Here is a 17,002-nt window from a genome sequence, read left to right on the forward strand (position 1 = left end):
GGGGCCTACCAGCGATGCGTCAGCGTCATGGACAGGAAACGCCCCAGCGCTGTCGCGTTGGTGGGGTCGTAGCCGGTATTGATGCTGTTGATGATGAACGGCGGATCCCGATCGAACAGGTTCTGTACGTTGAACGCGAGCGAGGTGCCACGCTGCGGCTCCGCCGACGGACCGAAGTGATAGGCGAGATTGAGGTCGACGGTCGTCCACGAGCTGACGCGGGGGCGGGCGAGGTTGGCCGGATCGCGATAGCTATCCACGTAGTTCACGAACAGCCCGCCCGCGGCCTGCTGCCGGCTCAGTGCGATGCCTCCGCGCAGCTTCAGGTCCACCGGGTAGTACACCGCGTTCACCGCATCCACCTCGGGCGAGGTGCTGGTCACCCGCCGCTTCGATTCGATGATGTATTGCCCGGCCAGGTCGATCGCGATGTGGGTCTGGCCGGCATCGAAGCCATAGGAGGCGCTGAAATCGATGCCGCGCTGCCGGGTGGAGGCATTGTTCCGGAAGCGGTTGTCGAGGATCACCTGGCTGTTGGTTTCGTCCGTTCCGGCGGGCAGCGCATACGGGCCCACGCGCGAGACGAACAGGCCCAGCCCCGATACACCCAGCTGGCGGGCCTGCTGGATCTGCTGCTGCGTGGGGTTGGTGGTCAGGATTTCGGCGTAGGGGGCCGTGGACTGAAGGAACAGGGAGGGGAAACTGCCGCCGAAACCACTGCCGATGCGGTCGTCGTAGTCGATGTGGTAGTAGTTCGCGTCGATCTTGAGGCCAGGCACTGACGGCGGCGCGAACGAGAAACCGCCGGTCCAGGTCTTGGCACGTTCGGGGCCCAGATCCGGATTGCCGTTGGACAGCATCATGAGAATCGTGTTGCCGCCGGGCGCGGCCGGGTTGGGCACGTTCGCAACCACTACGGTGTTGTTCAACTGCATGTCCTGGTACACCGGCGCCCGGTAGGAGCGGCCATGGCTGGCGCGGAACGACAACCCCTCGGCGGCCTCCCACAGCACGCCGAATTTCGGGTTCAGCGTGGAACCGAAGTCGCTGTAGTCGTCATAGCGCGCCGCCGCGGTCAGGGACAGGCTGCGCACACCCGGCAGGTCCCTCAGCAGCGGCACGTTGAGCTCGGCAAAGGCGGACCTGACGGTGCGCTTCAGGTCGAGCGGCTTTTCCAGGCCACGGTGATCCACCAGTTCGTAGCCATCACGACGGTACCCCGCACCGAATGCTGCACGAACGCCGCCCGCGGGCAGGTTGAACAGTTCGCCGTCGGCAACCACGTCCAGGTAACGCGATTCGGAGTTGGTGTTGGTGGGCGGTGCGGTACTGGCGGAGCTGCCGGTGATGGTGGTGCGCTGGTAGGACACATCGCTCCTGCCGAACCCGGAATCCAGGCGTGCCTGCCACGCATTGGGAAGATCCAGGGTGAGGCCGGCGAACAGGTCGAACTGCCGCGTGTGCGGGAACAGCCGCGTTTCGTCGGCCGTGCCGGAAATGGTGGTATCCATCTCGCGCTTGGCGAAGGAGCCGGTGACGTTCAGGGTCAGCACATCACTGAGCTGCTGCACGCCGTCCACGTACAGGCTGTTCCGCTTCGAACCTGGATAGAGGTCGTAGGGCTTGACCCGCACGTTTCTCGAGAAATCCTTGTCCATCGCGGGCAGGTTGCCCTGCTTCAGGAACTCGTAGCTGGCCAGCAGGTGGCCGCCTTCCCATGACCAGCCTGCCGACTGCGATGCCTGGTATTCCTCCATGCTGCCGGCAGTCACCGTGCCGTAGCGAACAGCGGTCTCGTAACCGGTGAAGTCGCGGCGCAGGATGATGTTGACCACGCCGCCGACCGCATCGGTGCCGTAGATGGCCGAGGCACCATCGGCAAGGATCTCCACGCGTTCGACGGCACTGAGCGGGATCAGCGAGACATCCACGTACTGGTAGCGGTTCGATGAGGTCACGCGGTGGCCGTTGATCAGGGTCAGCGTGGTGCCGGTACCCAGCCCGCGCAGGTTGAGGGCGGTGCCCTGGCCGAAGTTGTTGCCGGTATCGCGGTCGACCCCCAGGTTGGCAACGTTCGCACCGTTGGCACCACCGCCGAAGTTCTGCGGCAGTTTCTCGAACAGTTGCTGCACGGTGGCCGCGCCGGTACGGTCGATGGCCTCCCTGTCGATCAGGATGACCGGGGAGGCGCCGCCACCTACGGCATTTCGGATGTTGCTGCCCACCACCAGGACCTTGTCCAGGGTGGCGGTCGGGGCCTCGGGCGGCGCGCCTGCCGCACTTGAGTCACGGCCTGCGAGCCTGCTCTGTGCAGCCGCCGGCAGGCTGGCCAGCAACGCAGCGGTGATGCCGAGGGCCATGCATGCGCGCGGCGTGGCAGTGGATACGTTCGTCATTCCCCGGTCCATCGATCCCATCCGAAAGTGGCCTGCAACACGGCTGTGCCGCCCTGATCGGATATGTTATAGCATATCATTCAGGCGAGTGATGGACAGACGCTGCGGGCTGCTGGGACGACATCGATGACGAAGATTGCAGTTCCGCTGCCTGTGGCCGAGATCCTGGCGGCGTACTGGAAGGCTGACCGCAGGCTGTTGCTGCTGATCGCCGGCAGCGTCCTGCTATCCAGCCTTGCAGGTGTTGCAGCGCCGTACCTGTTCTCGCGCCTGATCGACCGTCTGCCTATCGATGGAGTCAACGCGCTGGCGTGGGGATTCCTGCTCTACGCCGTCGTGCTGGGCGTGGGCAGTGCCCTGCAGAACACGGTGCAGTACCTGTCGTTCCTCAGCGGCGAGAACCTCGGCTTCATCACCAGCACCCGCTACTTCGCCCGCCTGCTGAAGAAGACCAACAGCTTCTTCCTGGACCACAACCCGGCCGAACTGCAATCGGCCGGCGAGAAAGGCCGTGGCGCGCTGAAGATCGTGGTGCAGCTGGGGTTGGTGGCCTTCGTTCCCAGCGCGCTGCAGATCCTGCTGACCCTGGTGACGCTTGGTGCGCTGATCAACCTGCAGGTGGTGGCGATCGTGCTGGGGTATGGCGCGGTGGCGGTTACGCTTTCGGCCATCGCCACTCGCCGTGCCCGCATACATCGCGAAGCCGCCGTCGAGGCCGGGCAGCAGAATGCCCGTTTCGTGGGCAACGCCATGAACGCCATGGAAACGCTGCGCCAGTTCGGTGGCAGTGCCTGGATGGTGCAGCGCTTCGAGCAGAAGGCCCTGGAGGTGCGCGACAGCTGGCGCGCCTACGTATTGCAACGGATAGGTTTCATCGCCCTGTTGGGCATCGGCCTGGCGGTCGAGTTCATCGTCACCTTCTACCTGTTGCTTCCGGGCTACCAGAGCGGCGTGGTCAGCATCGGTGACATCGTTCTGTTCAACCTGCTGCTGCTCCAGCTGAACATGCCGTTCGAGATGATTGCCCGTTCCATCGATGATGTCGCGCGCTCCTGGAGCATGCTCGGGCCACTCTCAACCTTATGGGCTGCGCCCGAAGAGGCGCAGGCAGGTGATGCCCAGTCCTTCGTCGGGGCGGGCGGTCGGTTGGAGTTCCAGCGGGTTGGCCATCGCTATGGCAATGGGCGCGGGGTACGCGATGTATCGTTCCGCACTGAAAGGGGAGGCATCAATTTCCTGATGGGACCGACCGGGGCAGGGAAGTCGACGTTGTTCAAGCTTGCGCTGAAGTCGATCGATCCGCAGCAGGGCCGCATCCTGGTCGACGGTGCCGACCTGCTCCGCATCGACCGTGCCGCATGGCATGCCGCGGTCGCGGTGGTTCCCCAGGACGTCATCCTGCTCAATGAAAGCCTGGCCGACAACATCCTGCTGGGACGTGCGCGTGATGACGGCCGGCTACTGCATTCCGCACGCAAGGCCGCGATCCTGCCACTGATCGAGGCGCTGCCCGAGGGGCTCGAAACCACGGTGGGCGAGCGCGGGCTGAAGCTTTCCGGCGGGGAGCGGCAGCGCATCGCGATCGCACGCGCCCTGTATGGCAACCCGGCCATTCTTTTCATGGACGAAGCGAGCTCCGCGCTGGATGAGGCCACCGAGCGCGAGATCATGGATCACATCCGTGCCATTGCCGGCGACGTCACCGTGGTGGCCATCACCCACCGGCGCAGCATCGTGACCCTGGCCGACCGGGTGATCGATCTCTGGCCGCATCATCAAGGTGGGAAAGGGCACACCTCGCTCCCCGGTGTTCGGTCCGGCAATGCGCTATCGTGAGCGCTCACTCCGGGTCGCACTTCACATACCAGCGCATGGATGCCCTTTCGATGAAAGCTCGACACCTACGTTGGCTCTGCGCCTTCGTCTTGTCCGGCGCACTGCTTGGCGCGGGCTGCACCGCCCGGAAGGCGCCGCCGGAGGATCTGGGGGCGGATATCGACGAGATTGCACAGACCCTGATCGAGCGGCCGCTGCTGCACTCGGCCTCGATCGGCGTGGTGCACCGGGGCCGGACATTCATCCGCCATCACGGCGCGATGGTGGCCGGCAAGCCTGGCGTGCCGAACGATGCCACGCTTTACGAAATCGGCTCGTTGAGCAAGACCCTGGCCGGCACGCTGATGGCCAACGCTGTCCTGGAAGGCCGGCTGGGGTTGGATGACGATGTCCGCAGGTACCTGCAGGGCGACTATCCAAACCTGCAGTACAAGGATGATCCCATCCGCATCCGCCATCTGCTGACCCATTCCAGTGGCCTGCCGAACATGTTGCCGGAACCTGCGAACACGGTGCTGGACGACTTCAGCGAACACCGTACGCCGGGTGAACTCAACGCCCTCTATGCCAACTATGGCAAGCCTGACTTCCTGCGGGACCTGCATGCCGTGCGGATCCTGCGGGCGCCGGGTGGCGATTACGCCTACTCCAGCGCCGGAACGCAGTTGGTCGCGCACGTTCTGGAACAGGTCTACCAGCGCGACTACGAAACGTTGCTGCGGAGCTTCTTCAGTGACTCGGCCGGAATGGCCGACATCAGGATCAGCCTGGGCGATGCCGAGGCGCCACGACTGGCAGTCGGTTACCACAGCGACAATCCTGTGCCGACCACGCCCATGCCCGGGTTGCCATGGGGTGCCTCCGGAAATGTGAAGGCTACCGTTCCGGACATGGTGAAGTACCTCCAGTTCCAGCTGGCCAAGGGTCCAGTGGTAGAGGAATCGCATCGCACTCTGGCCACGTTCGACGGTACGTTCAGCATCGGCTACTTCTGGAACATCATTTCCGGCGATGACCGGAAGGGCGTGTATTACGCCCATCACGGTGGTGTGCCGCGATCCCAGTGCTACATCCATATCCTGCCGAAGCACGACCTGGGCATCTTCGTCATCACCAACCAGAGTGGTGACCAGACCGCGCATGCCCTGGAAACGGCCATCGAAGCGCTTGTCGAACGCATTGCTGCGCGGGCGCAGCTGGCGGATGACGGTACGCCACAACCACACTGAGGGTCTCCGATGGGACGCTGGCTTCTCCTGGCGCTCACCGCGCTTCCAATCACGGCAAGCGCAATTGTCATCCGCGATGATGCCGACGACGCGCGGTATCGCATTGAGGCATCGGCGCTGCCGGCGCTGGCCGACATGCCAGGCGAGGGGCACGGCGTCCTCATCGCCCCAGGATGGGTGCTGACCGCGGCGCATGCGGCGCCGATGGAAGGGATGGGCGCAACTATTGCCATCAACGGGAAGAACTACGGCGTTGATCGGGTTTTCCTGCATCCAGGCTTCAAGCGGATGCCGGATGCCTTGGGCAAGGAGGCCATTGCAACGGGGAATCCCTCGAAGATTCACGCGTTCCTGGCTACGTCGGACGACATCGCGCTGATCAGGCTGGCGGCGCCGGCTGACGGCGTACCCCCGATGGCGCTCTATCGCGGCACGGACGAGCCCGGGCAGATCGCCGCGCTGGCAGGGAAGGGCGCCACCGGCAACGGCGCCATCGGGCTGGTACCGGGCGGGTCGCACCGCACGCTCCTTCGCCAGGCGTACAACGCCATCACCGGCGGCAATGAGCGCTATCTCTGGTACCGGTTCGATCCGCCACCGCAGGGCCTGCCACTGGAAGGCGTGCTCGGCAGCGGCGACAGCGGCGGCCCGCTGATGATCGAGGATCACGGTGCCTGGACGCTGGTGGGCCTTGGTTCCTGGATCACTGCCGTTCCCGAACATGCACTTGAAGCAGGCTTCTATGGCCAGGTGGTCTACAACGTCCGTGTGTCCCGCTACACCGACTGGATCGAGGACGTGATGTGCCGCAACAGCGGCGCCTGCCGTCAGCCGTGATGCACGGGATGGCAGGGGGTGTTTCAATTGCAAATGACTCGCATTACACTTCGGCCACTCCCCCATTCTTGACGCCTGCCGGCGATGTCGGCAGTTCATCCGGCTACCTCAGTGACGTTCACGCCCCTCCTGTTCCGATCGCAGCGCCCTGCAATGGAGGCACCGTGTCTGCGCTAGGGCGCGACACGGCGGAGGATGAAGATCACGCGGCCACATCGCCCGCAGCGGTTGCGCGCCCGGACGCAGACAGCCCCGCAGCCGGCGGCATCCTGGCCAAGGCCTATGCCCGCTGGCGTCGGCCGATACTGCGCAGCCTGACCCGTTTCAGGGGCGCCGCCGGCGATGGCGAAGACGCACTGCACGACGGCGCGGTGAAGTGGATCGCGGCGCATCCGGCACTCGACTCCTGCGACCAGCAGGGCGCCTATCTGCGCCGCACGGTGCTGAACACAGTAGCCGACCAGTACCGCGAGCATCATGCCGGACGCCGCCTGCAGACCCTGCCGCTGGCAGACGCAGAGGAGGTCGGCCATTGCATGGCCAGCGATGAATCACAGTGCCCATTGCAGCTCGCCGCCCATCGGCAGCGCCTGCAGCGCCTGGCAGAAGCACTGGCTGAACTGCCGGAGCGTCAACGCGAAGCCTTCGTACTCTGCCGGTTCGATGGACTGACCCAGGGGGATGTAGCTGCCCGCATGCAGATTTCCAGGCGCATGGTAGTCAAGCACCTGTCGCGCGCGGTGGCCTACTGCGAAGTGCGGGTACGCTATGCATCCCTGGCGCAGATGCAGGCACTGCATCGGCCCAGCGAGCCGGGCGAGGCGTTGGCGCCTGCCATTGATGCTGATCTTCCCTGCCGATGACCGACATTCCTTCTGCCGCCGGTTTCGACCCGTTTGCCCTGCATGAGGCTGCTGCCGCATGGCTGGTGCGGCGGCAGGAGGCGGACTGGCAGACCGATGATGAGGCCGCCCTGCAGCAATGGCTGGACCAGAGCGAAGCACACCGGCAGGCTTACGCCGATGTGGCAAGAACCTGGCACGAGCTCGGTCAGCTGCCGCGCCCCGTGCTGGCCTCGGATCGCCCCGCAGGGCCCGCTCCGGCAGCAGCTTCGCCTCAACGGCGGGGTGGCGTGGCGCGGCGTGCCCGGTCCTGGCGTCTGCCACGCGCTGCGACGGCCGCGGCCGTGGCGGTGTTTGCCTTGGGCTGCGTCGGCTACGGGTGGTACACCGCACCCAGCTATGTACAGGACGTGGCCACGGGCGCTGGCGAGATCCGTGACCTGCAACTGCCTGACGGTACGCGGATCTCGCTCAATGCGCGCAGCACGCTGGCCGTGCATTTCTATCGATCCCGCCGTGAAGTGGTGCTCAGCCGGGGCGAGGCGTTCTTCGAGGTTGCCCCGGCTGCCGACCGACCCTTCACCGTGGATGCCCAGCGCAGCCGGGTGACGGTGGTGGGCACCGCCTTCAACGTGCGCAACGGGTCGGACGAAGTACTGGTCAAGGTGCTGCATGGGCACGTTCGGGTGCAGGCGGATCGTGTCCAAGGCACCGCGCCGGTCAGCCTGCATGCCGAACAGGGCCTGGCGGTGACCACGCTCACGGCGGCCTATCGCCCCATCACCGCAAGCGCAGACAGCATCGGCGGCTGGCGCAACGGGCGCCTGGTGTTCCGGCGCACGCCGCTGGACGAGGTAGCGCAGGAGGTCGGGCAGTATCTGGGGCAGCCCGTCACGCTGGCCCAGCCAGGGCTGAAATTCCTGCCCGTCTCCGGGTACGCAGCCACCAACGCGCCTGCCACCTTCCTGGAGGCGCTGCCGGATCTGTTGCCGGTGCAGGTGACCCGCACCGCCCAGGGGGGGTACCGCATCGACGAACGGCCTGTGATCCGCTGACGCCGGAACGAAAATTTCTTCCGGCACGGGTTCCCACCCCAGCACTGTTTTCCGTTTACCCCAGTGAGGCCAGTGGTGGCCAAGCATGATGGAGCGGTAATGGGGTACATGAAGATCAAGCGCGCACTTGTCGCCCGCGCGTTTTCCACGGGTGTACACGCCAAGCGGCTGCCGCTGCTCGCCCTGTGCATTTCCAGCGCGTTGGCAGCGCCGGCCATCGCACAGGCGCAGCCGGCCGCGCGCATGCCGTTCAACATCCCGGCGCAACCGCTGGATGCGGCACTGCGCAGCTTTTCCGAGCAGTCCCGGCAGCAGGTACTGTTCAGCGAGCCGGCGGTGGCCGGCCGCCGCGCTCCGGCATTGATCGGCAGTTACACGCCCCAGGAAGCACTGGCGCGCCTGCTGGAGGGCAGCGGAGTGCGCGTCAATGCCACCCGCCCCGGCGTGTTCACGCTGGCGCAGGAAGCGGCATCTCCTGGCCGCAGCAAGGACACCCAGACCACGCTGCAGACGATCAACGTCACCGCCAACGCCCCCAGCGATGGCGCCTATACCGTGCGTGAGCTCAGCCTGGGCAAACTTGGCCAGAGCATCCGCCAGACCCCGCAATCGGTCAGCGTGATCACCCGTCAGCAGCTGGATGACCGCAACCTCACCACACTGGACGAGGCCCTGGCGCAGACCACCGGCGTGACCAAGTCCGCCCGCAACTTCGGCAACCACAAGTTCTCGATCCGCAGTTTCACCGTCGATGACAGCAACTACCTGGTCGACGGCGTGGCCGGCATCGTCTATGCCCCCGTAGGCTGGTTGCCCATCGACACCGCCGTGCTGGAACGGGTAGAAGTGCTGCGCGGTGCCGGCGGCATGATGCTGGGCGCGGCCGACCCCAGCGGCGCGATCAACATGGTGCGCAAGCGCCCGCGCGACCAGGCCCATCTGGATCTGGCAGCCACCCTGGGCTCATGGGACAACTACCGCGTCGAGGTCGATGGTGGCGGCCCACTCAATGCTGCGGGCAGCGTACGCGGCCGACTGGTCGCCGCCTACCAGGACCGCGATTACTTCCAGCGCGGCACGTCGTCGAAGGCGCCGCTCGCCTATGGGGTGATCGATGCCGATCTGGGCGCGGACACGACGCTGACCTTCGGCCTGCGTCACCAGGCCAGTGACACCGACGGCTACTGGCTGTTCGGCCTGCCGCGCTACACCGACGGTGGCGCGCTGGACATCAAGCGTTCCACCTCGCTCATCCAGGACTGGAACCGACAGGAAGGCTCCGTCGACGAAGCGTTCGCAGAAGCAGAGCACCGCTTCAACGAGCGCTGGAAAGCGCGCCTGTCGGTGAACCGCACCGAGTCGGACCTTGACCAGCGCGTCGCAGTCCCGCTGGGAGGGGTGGACCGGGCCACCGGCATCGGCTCGCGCTTCTACGACATCTATTTCAACCGCTCACGCGTACGCAGCGATGGCATCGACCTGCACACCACCGGCAGTTTCGATGCCTTCGGCCGCAGCCACCAGGTGCTGCTGGGCGCCATGTGGTCGCGCCAGCGTACCCGCCAGAGCTCGGCAGACCTGGGCATCGACGTGCCGATCGATGTCTACGCACCGGATCACAGCGCCATTGCGCAGCCCATCCAGCCGGCGTGGGGCTGGGCGGAGAACGCCCGCGCCCAGCAGAGCGGCGTGTACAGCAATCTGCGCCTGCAGCTGGCGGAGCCGTTGCACCTCACGCTGGGTGGCCGGTTGAGCTGGGTGAAGTACCAGTCCAGCAATGGCTTCACCGGCGTCAAGAGCCGCGACTACGAACAGAAGCACGAATTCACCCCGTACGCCGGTCTTGTCTACGACCTGGGGCCGCAGTGGTCGGTCTACGCCAGCTACGCCGACACCTTCCAGCCGCAGAGCTCGTACGTCACCTCGTCCGGCTCGGTGCTGGATCCGGCCATCGGGGCCAACTACGAAATGGGCGTGAAGGGTGAATTGAACGATGGACGCCTGAACCTCTCCGCTGCGGTGTTCTCCATCCGCAAGACCGGCAACGCGGTAGTGGACGAATCCGATCCGGGCAGCTGCCGCGGCTCCCTGGCATCGTCCGATTGCTACCGCAACGGCGGCAAACTGCGCAGCAAGGGCTTTGAGCTGGAAGCCAGCGGCGAGCTGGCGCCGGGCTGGCAGATGATGGCGGGCTATACCTACGTCACCAGCCGCGACGATGAAGGCGCAACCATCAGCGCCGAGACGCCCCGCCACCTGCTGCGCCTGTCCACGTCGTACCAGCTGCCGGGCAGGTGGAACGCATTTTCGGTGGGCGGCGGCGTGTCGGCGCAGAGCAGCTATTCCTACCCGGCCTACGACGATCCGGACTGGCGCATGGGCGCAGCGGGACGTGCTGTGTGGGACCTGCGTGCAGGCTACCGGATCAATCCGCGCTGGAGCGTTGGCCTCAACGTGGCCAACCTGTTCGACACGCGCTATTACGCCATGCTCAGCCAGATCCGCCGGGGCAACTTCTTCGGTGAACCCCGCAACGTGATGCTGACGCTGCGCGGCTCGCTGTGATCCTCAGCAAGCGGCGGTGCACCGGCAGGCCCGCCATGGGGACGGCATGAAGGCAGGCTTCCGCCAGAGCATGTCGTGGCTGCACACCTGGTGCGGCCTTACCTGTGGCTGGCTGCTGTGCGCGATCTTTCTTACCGGCACGCTCAGCGTGTTCCGTGAGCCGATCACGCGCTGGATGGAGGCCGGCCCCGTGCCGGCTTCCGCGCCAGCGGTGGAAGCAGGTGTGCAGGCGGCACGTGCGCAGCAGTGGCTGGCCGCACACGCAGCCGACGCACGGGCATGGCAGATCCGTTGGGCCGCGCAACGCGGCTGGCCGCTGGAGCTTTCATGGGAGGGCCGCGACGGTACCTGGCATGAGCGCTGGGTGGATGCCGTAACGGGCAGGGCGCACCCTCCACCCCGTCTTCGGGAAACCGAAGGCGGGCGCCATTTCATGTCCTTCCATTACACCCTGCACGGCGGCATGGCTGGCTACTGGCTGGTCGGCTGGATCACGGCCTGCATGCTGCTGGCGTTGGTGTCCGGCGTCGTGGTGCACAAGCGCATCTTCAAGGACTTCTTCACCTTCCGCCCGGGCAAGGGCCAGCGTAGCTGGTTGGATGCGCACAACCTGAGCGCCGTGCTGACCCTGCCGTTCCTGTTCATGATCGGCTACACCGGGCTCGCATTCTTCTACAGCAGCTATCTGCCGTGGCCGGTGCACGCTGCCTATGGCGACGCGGATGACGCCTATGCGCGCTATGAAGCCGAGCTGGCACCAACGCAGCCGCCGCCGCCCTCCATCCTGGTATCCACCGCGCGACTGCCGGACCTGCCGCAGCTGCTGGCGCGCGCGCAGGCCACCGGCGGGCAACCGCCGGCACTGATGGTGGTCCAGTCCCCCGGCACCGTGCACAGCGTGGTGGAGGTGATCGGCCGCAAACCCGAGGATGGTGCGGACAGGCATCTGCTGACCGAGGCCAGCCGGGTGACGTTCGACGCTGCCAGTGGCGCGCTGTTGCAGCAGCACGGGGCGCACCCGCATGGCGTGGGCGCCGTGCAGGTTCACGAGACGATCGAAGCGTTGCACAAGGCGGATTTCGGCGGCTGGCCGGTCAAATGGTTGTACTTCATCAGTGGCCTGCTGGGCACGGCGATGATCGCCATCGGTACGTTGCTGTTCTCCGTCAAGCGGCGCAAGCGCAGCGAGCATGAGTTCGGCGCGGCAACGGCAGGCATCTATCGATGGGTGGAAGCATTCAATGTGGCGTCACTGGCCGGCATCGCGCTGGCCAGCATTGCCTACTTCCACGTCAATCGCCTGCTGCCACTGGCGATGAGTGACCGCAGCGGCTGGGAGATACGTATCTTCCTGCTGGCCTGGGGGTTCACCGTGCTGCACGCCCTGTGGCGCCCGCCACGCCGGGCATGGATCGAGCAGCTGTGGCTCGCTGCGGCACTGTGCCTGGCATTGCCGCTGGTGAATCTGGCCAGCACCGGCCAGCATCTGGTGATGTACCTGCAGCGGGGGGCGTGGCAGCAGGCCGGCGTGGAGCTGACCGCGCTGGCATTCGGGCTGCTGCTGGCACGAATGGCGATGATGCTGCAGCGGCGCTGGCCGCAGGTGCAGGAGGCGCCACGCAATGCCAAGCCCGCGGAAGGACGGGGCGCCGGCTACCGCTGGCAGGTGGCGGGTCGCGTGCTGGCCGCCTCGGCCGGGGGCTACGCGTTCACCGCAGCAACCGCCACCGCACTGGCATTGGGGTTGCCTGCGCTGGCCGATGTACGGCCGGCAGTCTCGGTGCTGACCAGCTCGCTGCTTGGCTTCGTGCTGCTGGTGGCCGTGGGCGTGGGTGTGTTCAGTGCCCGCAGCCTGGGCAGGGTGTGGCTGGCATTGGCCATGGGTGGCGGCGCCATGGCGCTGTGCGTGGCAGGGTTGAGATCCGCATCAGCGTGACGCGTCACGTTGATGCGGATCGCGGGTGGGTGCGCATCATGTTCAATGACGCTTTCGGCGGCGCAATCTCAGCCGGTGCGACGGACGTTCGTATCTTTCTGCGCATGACGTCCTCGTTCGACCTTCCCGCGTTCAACCTGGCCAGCCGGCGCTCCGGCTGGGTGCAGCGCGGCGGGCGCTGGGATCTGTGGTGGAATGGCCGTTCGGTGGCACACGTCGTGGCGCACCCCGTACTCGGCGTCCGCCTGTGCCTGGAGGCGCGCAGGATGTCACGGAGCAAGGTCGTCGCGGCGGCGAATGTACGCCAGGCCAAACGCTATGCCGAGCGCTGGTGCGCCGTTCGGCTTTGTCCCCAGTTGCGGCTGCGCGATGCGGTGGCACGGCTGGTGGATGCTGCGCCCGATGCGGGTCGCCCCATGCCACCCCCGCTCACGCGCGAACAGCGGCAGCAGGCCCGGCGCCTGGCCGAAGCCGGGGCAGGGGAGATGGGGCGGATCAAGGAAGTGCTGGCACTGCGGCGGCCACCCATGGCGATGAACCCCGGGGTGCGTGGGCCCGGCCGAGCCTGGTGGGCCTAGGTGCACGGCAACGCGCGTGCAACGGCGTTGGGGCTGCGCGGTGGCAGCGTCCTACCGTGCCCGTCCGGACTGCTTCAACGCCGCCTTGGTTCTGCGCAGCCAAACCGCATTGTGGTCGCGGGCAAAGCGGGACCAGTGCCTGGCATCGTGGATGATGCTGGTGAATACGCTTCGGGCCTGCTCGTGGTCATCTGCGTCCGTCTGGGCCAGCAACCACTCGGCATATCTGCATCGTGCAGCGGCATCGTTTCCGCACTGCACTGCGCGTTCGAATGCCGCACGGGTTCCCGGCGCCTTCGTCATTGCGAGTGCCTCGGCGTAAAGCAGGGTCTGTTCGGGCTTGCGGCGCAGGTCGGGGTGACGCGCAAACAGGTCATCCAGCGTTTCCACCGCCAGCGGGGCCTGTCCGGATTCAATCCGTGCGCGGGCAAGGCCGGTCAGAATGTAGGGGTCATCGCCCAGCGCCGAACTGGCTGCCTGCTCCAGCAGCGTCCTGGCTTCTTCGGCCTGCCCGTCGTCCAGCAGCGCCATGCCCAGGCGGATACGGTTCTGGAGTGTCGGCGTCCGCTCCAAGTCAGTACGTGCGTTCCGCAACGCCTTTCCAGGATTGATCAGCTGGTTCGCCGACCGGATGGCCTGGCTGGCCCCCCGCGAATGCCGGACGTCCGGCAGGTAGATCGCCAGGAAATAGACAATGCTGCCAAGCATCGGGAACGAGAAGAGAAGAATGAGCCAGTAGAGGCTCTGGCCGGAGCGGATGGCGTGCACGGCGAAGCAGATCGCAATCAGGACATGCAGTCCGATTCCAATGTAGGGCATGTTGTTCCGGCGGGGCCTTCGGGGCTGGAACTATAGGGGGTGTCTGTGGACGCGGGAATGGGCATCCGCGACACCGGTGGAACGAACCGCAGTGATTGTGTCGTATACCGCATATTCACCGGGCCGATGGCCTTGCCACCGGCCCAGTGCCAACAGCGCGCACCCGAACGGGAGGTGCTCTGAAGGGCTACGCCGAGAGCTCCTCACGCACGATCTTCGCCCCGGCGCTGAGCGCACGCAGCTTGCCGCGTGCCACCTCGCGCGGCAGTGGCGCCATGCCGCAGTTGGTGCTCGGGTAGAGCTTGTCGGCATCCACGAACTGCAGGGCCTTGCGCAGGGTCTTGGCTACGTCTTCCGGCGTTTCAACCGTATTGGAGGCCACGTCGATGGCACCCACCATCACCGTCTTGCCACGCACCAGCTCGATCAGGTCGATCGGTACGTGCGAGTTCTGGCATTCCAGCGAAATGATGTCGATGCTGGAGGTCTGCAGCTTCGGGAACGATTCCTCATACTGGCGCCATTCCGAGCCCAGCGTCTGCTTCCAGTCGGTGTTGGCCTTGATGCCATAGCCGTAGCAGATGTGCACCGCCGTCTGGCACTTCAGGCCTTCAACGGCGCGCTCCAGTGCCGCCACGCCCCAATCGTTCACCTCATCGAAGAATACATTGAAGGCAGGTTCGTCGAACTGGATGATGTCCACCCCGGCGGCCTCCAGTTCCTTCGCTTCCTCGTTGAGGATCTTCGCGAACTCCCAGGCCAGCTTCTCCCGGCTCCTGTAGTGCGCGTCATACAGCGTGTCGATCATGGTCATCGGGCCGGGCAGGGCCCACTTGATCGGCTGTGCGGTCTGGCGGCGCAGGAACTTCGCATCCTCCACGAATACCGGCCTGGGGCGGCTGACGGCGCCAACCACGGTCGGCACGCTGGCATCGTAGCGGTTGCGGATGCGCACGGTTTCGCGCTTCTCGAAATCGACGCCGCTGAGGTGCTCGATGAAGGTGGTGACGAAGTGCTGCCGGGTCTGTTCGCCGTCGCTGACGATGTCGATGCCGGCGTGCTGCTGTTCCTGCAGGGACAGGCGCAGCGCGTCCTGCTTGCCTTCAATCAGGCCGTCGTCCTGCAGCTTCCAGGGTGACCAGAGCTTTTCGGGCTCGGCCAGCCAGGACGGCTTGGGCAGGCTGCCTGCGGTGGAGGTGGGGAGCAGTTTCTTCGTCGACATTGCGTCTTGTTTCCTGGGGGCGAATGGGGAATCGATGGATCAGCGGGCGGCCCACTGCTCAAGCACGCTGCGGTACGGCTTGATGAAGTGCTCTTCGGTGAAGCGACCCTGCTTGACCGCCAGCTGGCTGCGCTCTTCGCGGTCGTAGACGATGCGGGTGGAGGAGTAGTCCTGATGCTTCAGGCTGGGCTGGTAGACCTTGCCGGCCACGGAGTTGGCGTTGTAGATCTCCGGGCGGTAGATCTTCTGGAAGGCCTCCATCGTGCTGATGGTGCCGATCAGCTCCAGGTTGGAGTAGTCGACCAGCAGGTCGCCCTGGAAGTAGAACGCCAGCGGCGCAACACTGCCCGGCGGCATGAAGTAGCGCACCTGCAGGCCCATCTTGTCGAAGTACTGATCGGTCGGGGAGAACTCACCCTGGCGATACTCCACGCCCAGAATCGGGTGGTGGTTTTCAGTGCGGTGATAGGTCTTGCTGCTGGACACGCTGATGCAGATGACCGGCCCCTTGCTGAAGTTGGCACGGTACGCCTCTGATCCCAGGAAGTGCTTGAACAGCTTGCCGTGCAGGTCGCCGAATCCTTCCGGAATGCCGAAGGTGGCCTTGCCCTCGTTGCTGGCCGGCAGCACCACGCTGAAATCGTAATCGCGCACGTAGGAAGAGAAGTTATTGCCGACGATGCCTTCGCTCCGCGTACCGGTGCGGGTGTCGACAATGGTCGGTCGCAGCACCTCGATCAGGGGGAACGGATCGCCGCCATCGCCGCCGTCGATGTGCATCTCCACCGAGATGATGTCCAGCTCGACCGCGTAACGATCCGCGCTCGGGTTGTCCCAGTGCGCCAGATCGTTGAAGCGGTTGTTGATCATGCTGATCGTGTTGCGCAGGTTTTCCTGGCGGGACTCGCCGCGGGCCAGGTTGGCGAAATTGGTGGTGATGCGCGTGCCTTCCGCAGGCTGGTAGTCCTCGTTGAAGGGGATGCGCGTGATGCTGAAGGTGAAGGTATCGGTCGTCATGGGCGGTGTTCCGTGTTGCGGGGTGACATCCGGATGCAGGTCGGCGGCATCCGGCACTCAGAGAGCTTCAGTAGCCTCTACGGCGGCGATGGGGGCGGTACGGTGGGACAGCGCCAGCAGCGGCATCGCCCGCTCTACCGCCAGCCGTGCCCGCTCGAGCAGGGCGGGGTTGTACACGCGGCCGTCGGCGAAATCGCGATCGGTGGCGTAGACGCCAAGCGGCAGGGTGCGCGCCTGGAAGAAGCTGAAGAGCGGTCGCAGCTGATGATCGATCATCAGCGCGTGGCGCTCGCTGCCGCCGGTGGCGGCCAGGAGGATGGGGGTATCGACCAGCGCGTCCTGGCCGATGAAATCGAAGAAGTGCTTGAACAGGCCGGTGTAAGAGCCGCGGTAGACCGGCGTGGCGACCACCAGCACGTCGGCCTGTTCGACGATGGCCAGCTGCTGCTCCACGGCCGCGGGAAGCTGGGAGCGCCACAGGGCACCGGTCAGATGCGGGGCCAGTTGGCCCAGTTCAACCAACTGGGCTTCGCTCGGCACCTGCTCGCCGATCAGGTCCTGCAGGTGCTCGCACAGGGTGGCGGCCCGGGAAGGGCGTTGCAGTCCGCCGGACACGGCGACGATGCGGAGGGGGCGGTGGGGTGAATGCATGACCCGATGCTAGCCAGCG

13 protein-coding genes are annotated in these 17,002 nt (G+C 65.7%); 8 read left to right on the forward strand and 5 right to left on the reverse strand.

Annotation, left to right across the window (positions count from 1 at the left end):
• Positions 1–5: 5 nt before the first annotated feature.
• A complete protein-coding gene (locus tag D7Y61_RS04030) occupies positions 6–2,396 on the reverse strand; it encodes a TonB-dependent receptor plug domain-containing protein (RefSeq protein WP_258010216.1) in 2,391 nt (796 codons plus the stop codon).
• A 126-nt stretch (positions 2,397–2,522) separates the two neighbouring features.
• Here D7Y61_RS04030 and D7Y61_RS04035 point away from each other — a divergent pair, with 126 nt between their 5' ends.
• From D7Y61_RS04035 to D7Y61_RS04070, 8 genes are all read left to right on the forward strand, one after another.
• A complete protein-coding gene (locus D7Y61_RS04035) occupies positions 2,523–4,232 on the forward strand; it encodes an ABC transporter ATP-binding protein (RefSeq protein WP_258010218.1) in 1,710 nt (569 codons plus the stop codon).
• 50 nt (positions 4,233–4,282) lie between these two features.
• The gene (locus tag D7Y61_RS04040; protein WP_258010219.1) at positions 4,283–5,461 is read left to right on the forward strand and encodes a serine hydrolase domain-containing protein; all 1,179 of its coding nucleotides are present in this window, start codon (positions 4,283–4,285) and stop codon (positions 5,459–5,461) included.
• Between the two features lie 9 nt (positions 5,462–5,470).
• On the forward strand, positions 5,471–6,298 hold the full coding sequence (locus tag D7Y61_RS04045) for a S1 family peptidase (RefSeq protein ID WP_180865205.1): 828 nt from the start codon (positions 5,471–5,473) through the stop codon (positions 6,296–6,298).
• Between the two features lie 164 nt (positions 6,299–6,462).
• Positions 6,463–7,161, forward strand: coding sequence for a sigma-70 family RNA polymerase sigma factor (locus D7Y61_RS04050; RefSeq protein ID WP_180865206.1), 699 nt, complete (start codon positions 6,463–6,465; stop codon positions 7,159–7,161).
• On the forward strand, positions 7,158–8,195 hold the full coding sequence (locus D7Y61_RS04055; protein ID WP_180865207.1) for a FecR family protein: 1,038 nt from the start codon (positions 7,158–7,160) through the stop codon (positions 8,193–8,195). The genes D7Y61_RS04050 and D7Y61_RS04055 overlap by 4 nt, the downstream gene beginning before the upstream one ends.
• 108 nt (positions 8,196–8,303) lie before the next feature.
• A complete protein-coding gene (locus tag D7Y61_RS04060; protein WP_258010220.1) occupies positions 8,304–10,760 on the forward strand; it encodes a TonB-dependent siderophore receptor in 2,457 nt (818 codons plus the stop codon).
• A gap of 46 nt (positions 10,761–10,806) precedes the next feature.
• The gene (locus tag D7Y61_RS04065) at positions 10,807–12,696 is read left to right on the forward strand and encodes a PepSY-associated TM helix domain-containing protein (RefSeq protein ID WP_180865209.1); all 1,890 of its coding nucleotides are present in this window, start codon (positions 10,807–10,809) and stop codon (positions 12,694–12,696) included.
• Between the two features lie 38 nt (positions 12,697–12,734).
• Complete coding sequence (locus tag D7Y61_RS04070; protein ID WP_258010221.1) at positions 12,735–13,274, forward strand: hypothetical protein; 540 nt, start codon at positions 12,735–12,737, stop codon at positions 13,272–13,274.
• 51 nt (positions 13,275–13,325) lie between these two features.
• Here D7Y61_RS04070 and D7Y61_RS04075 read toward each other — a convergent pair whose 3' ends face one another.
• The 4 genes from D7Y61_RS04075 to msuE form a co-directional block, all read right to left on the reverse strand.
• Positions 13,326–14,093: a tetratricopeptide repeat protein gene (locus tag D7Y61_RS04075; protein WP_180865210.1), complete on the reverse strand. Its 768-nt coding sequence runs from the start codon at positions 14,091–14,093 to the stop codon at positions 13,326–13,328.
• 187 nt (positions 14,094–14,280) lie between these two features.
• Complete coding sequence (locus D7Y61_RS04080; RefSeq protein WP_180865211.1) at positions 14,281–15,315, reverse strand: methionine synthase; 1,035 nt, start codon at positions 15,313–15,315, stop codon at positions 14,281–14,283.
• Between the two features lie 39 nt (positions 15,316–15,354).
• Positions 15,355–16,332: a DUF1852 domain-containing protein gene (locus D7Y61_RS04085; RefSeq protein WP_180865212.1), complete on the reverse strand. Its 978-nt coding sequence runs from the start codon at positions 16,330–16,332 to the stop codon at positions 15,355–15,357.
• Positions 16,333–16,389: 57 nt separating this feature from the next.
• Positions 16,390–16,983 (reverse strand): FMN reductase, encoded by a 594-nt coding sequence (gene msuE / locus D7Y61_RS04090; protein WP_180865213.1) that lies wholly within the window; start codon positions 16,981–16,983, stop codon positions 16,390–16,392.
• Between the last annotated feature and the right edge of the window lie 19 nt (positions 16,984–17,002).

Source organism: Stenotrophomonas maltophilia, from assembly GCF_013464485.1.
Taxonomy (GTDB): domain Bacteria; phylum Pseudomonadota; class Gammaproteobacteria; order Xanthomonadales; family Xanthomonadaceae; genus Stenotrophomonas; species Stenotrophomonas maltophilia_AW.

Bases quoted from the DNA above. Each gene is read 5' to 3' on its own strand.
- D7Y61_RS04035 (WP_258010218.1), top strand. From the start codon at position 2,523: ATGACGAAGATTGCAGTTCCGCTGCCTGTGGCCGAGATCCTGGCGGCG.
- D7Y61_RS04065 (WP_180865209.1), top strand. From the start codon at position 10,807: ATGAAGGCAGGCTTCCGCCAGAGCATGTCGTGGCTGCACACCTGGTGC.
- D7Y61_RS04085 (WP_180865212.1), bottom strand. From the start codon at position 16,332: ATGACGACCGATACCTTCACCTTCAGCATCACGCGCATCCCCTTCAAC.
- D7Y61_RS04045 (WP_180865205.1), top strand. From the start codon at position 5,471: ATGGGACGCTGGCTTCTCCTGGCGCTCACCGCGCTTCCAATCACGGCA.
- D7Y61_RS04040 (WP_258010219.1), top strand. From the start codon at position 4,283: ATGAAAGCTCGACACCTACGTTGGCTCTGCGCCTTCGTCTTGTCCGGC.
- msuE (WP_180865213.1), bottom strand. From the start codon at position 16,983: ATGCATTCACCCCACCGCCCCCTCCGCATCGTCGCCGTGTCCGGCGGA.
- D7Y61_RS04055 (WP_180865207.1), top strand. From the start codon at position 7,158: ATGACCGACATTCCTTCTGCCGCCGGTTTCGACCCGTTTGCCCTGCAT.
- D7Y61_RS04060 (WP_258010220.1), top strand. From the start codon at position 8,304: ATGAAGATCAAGCGCGCACTTGTCGCCCGCGCGTTTTCCACGGGTGTA.
- D7Y61_RS04030 (WP_258010216.1), bottom strand. From the start codon at position 2,396: ATGACGAACGTATCCACTGCCACGCCGCGCGCATGCATGGCCCTCGGC.
- D7Y61_RS04070 (WP_258010221.1), top strand. From the start codon at position 12,735: ATGTTCAATGACGCTTTCGGCGGCGCAATCTCAGCCGGTGCGACGGAC.
- D7Y61_RS04075 (WP_180865210.1), bottom strand. From the start codon at position 14,093: ATGCCCTACATTGGAATCGGACTGCATGTCCTGATTGCGATCTGCTTC.
- D7Y61_RS04080 (WP_180865211.1), bottom strand. From the start codon at position 15,315: ATGTCGACGAAGAAACTGCTCCCCACCTCCACCGCAGGCAGCCTGCCC.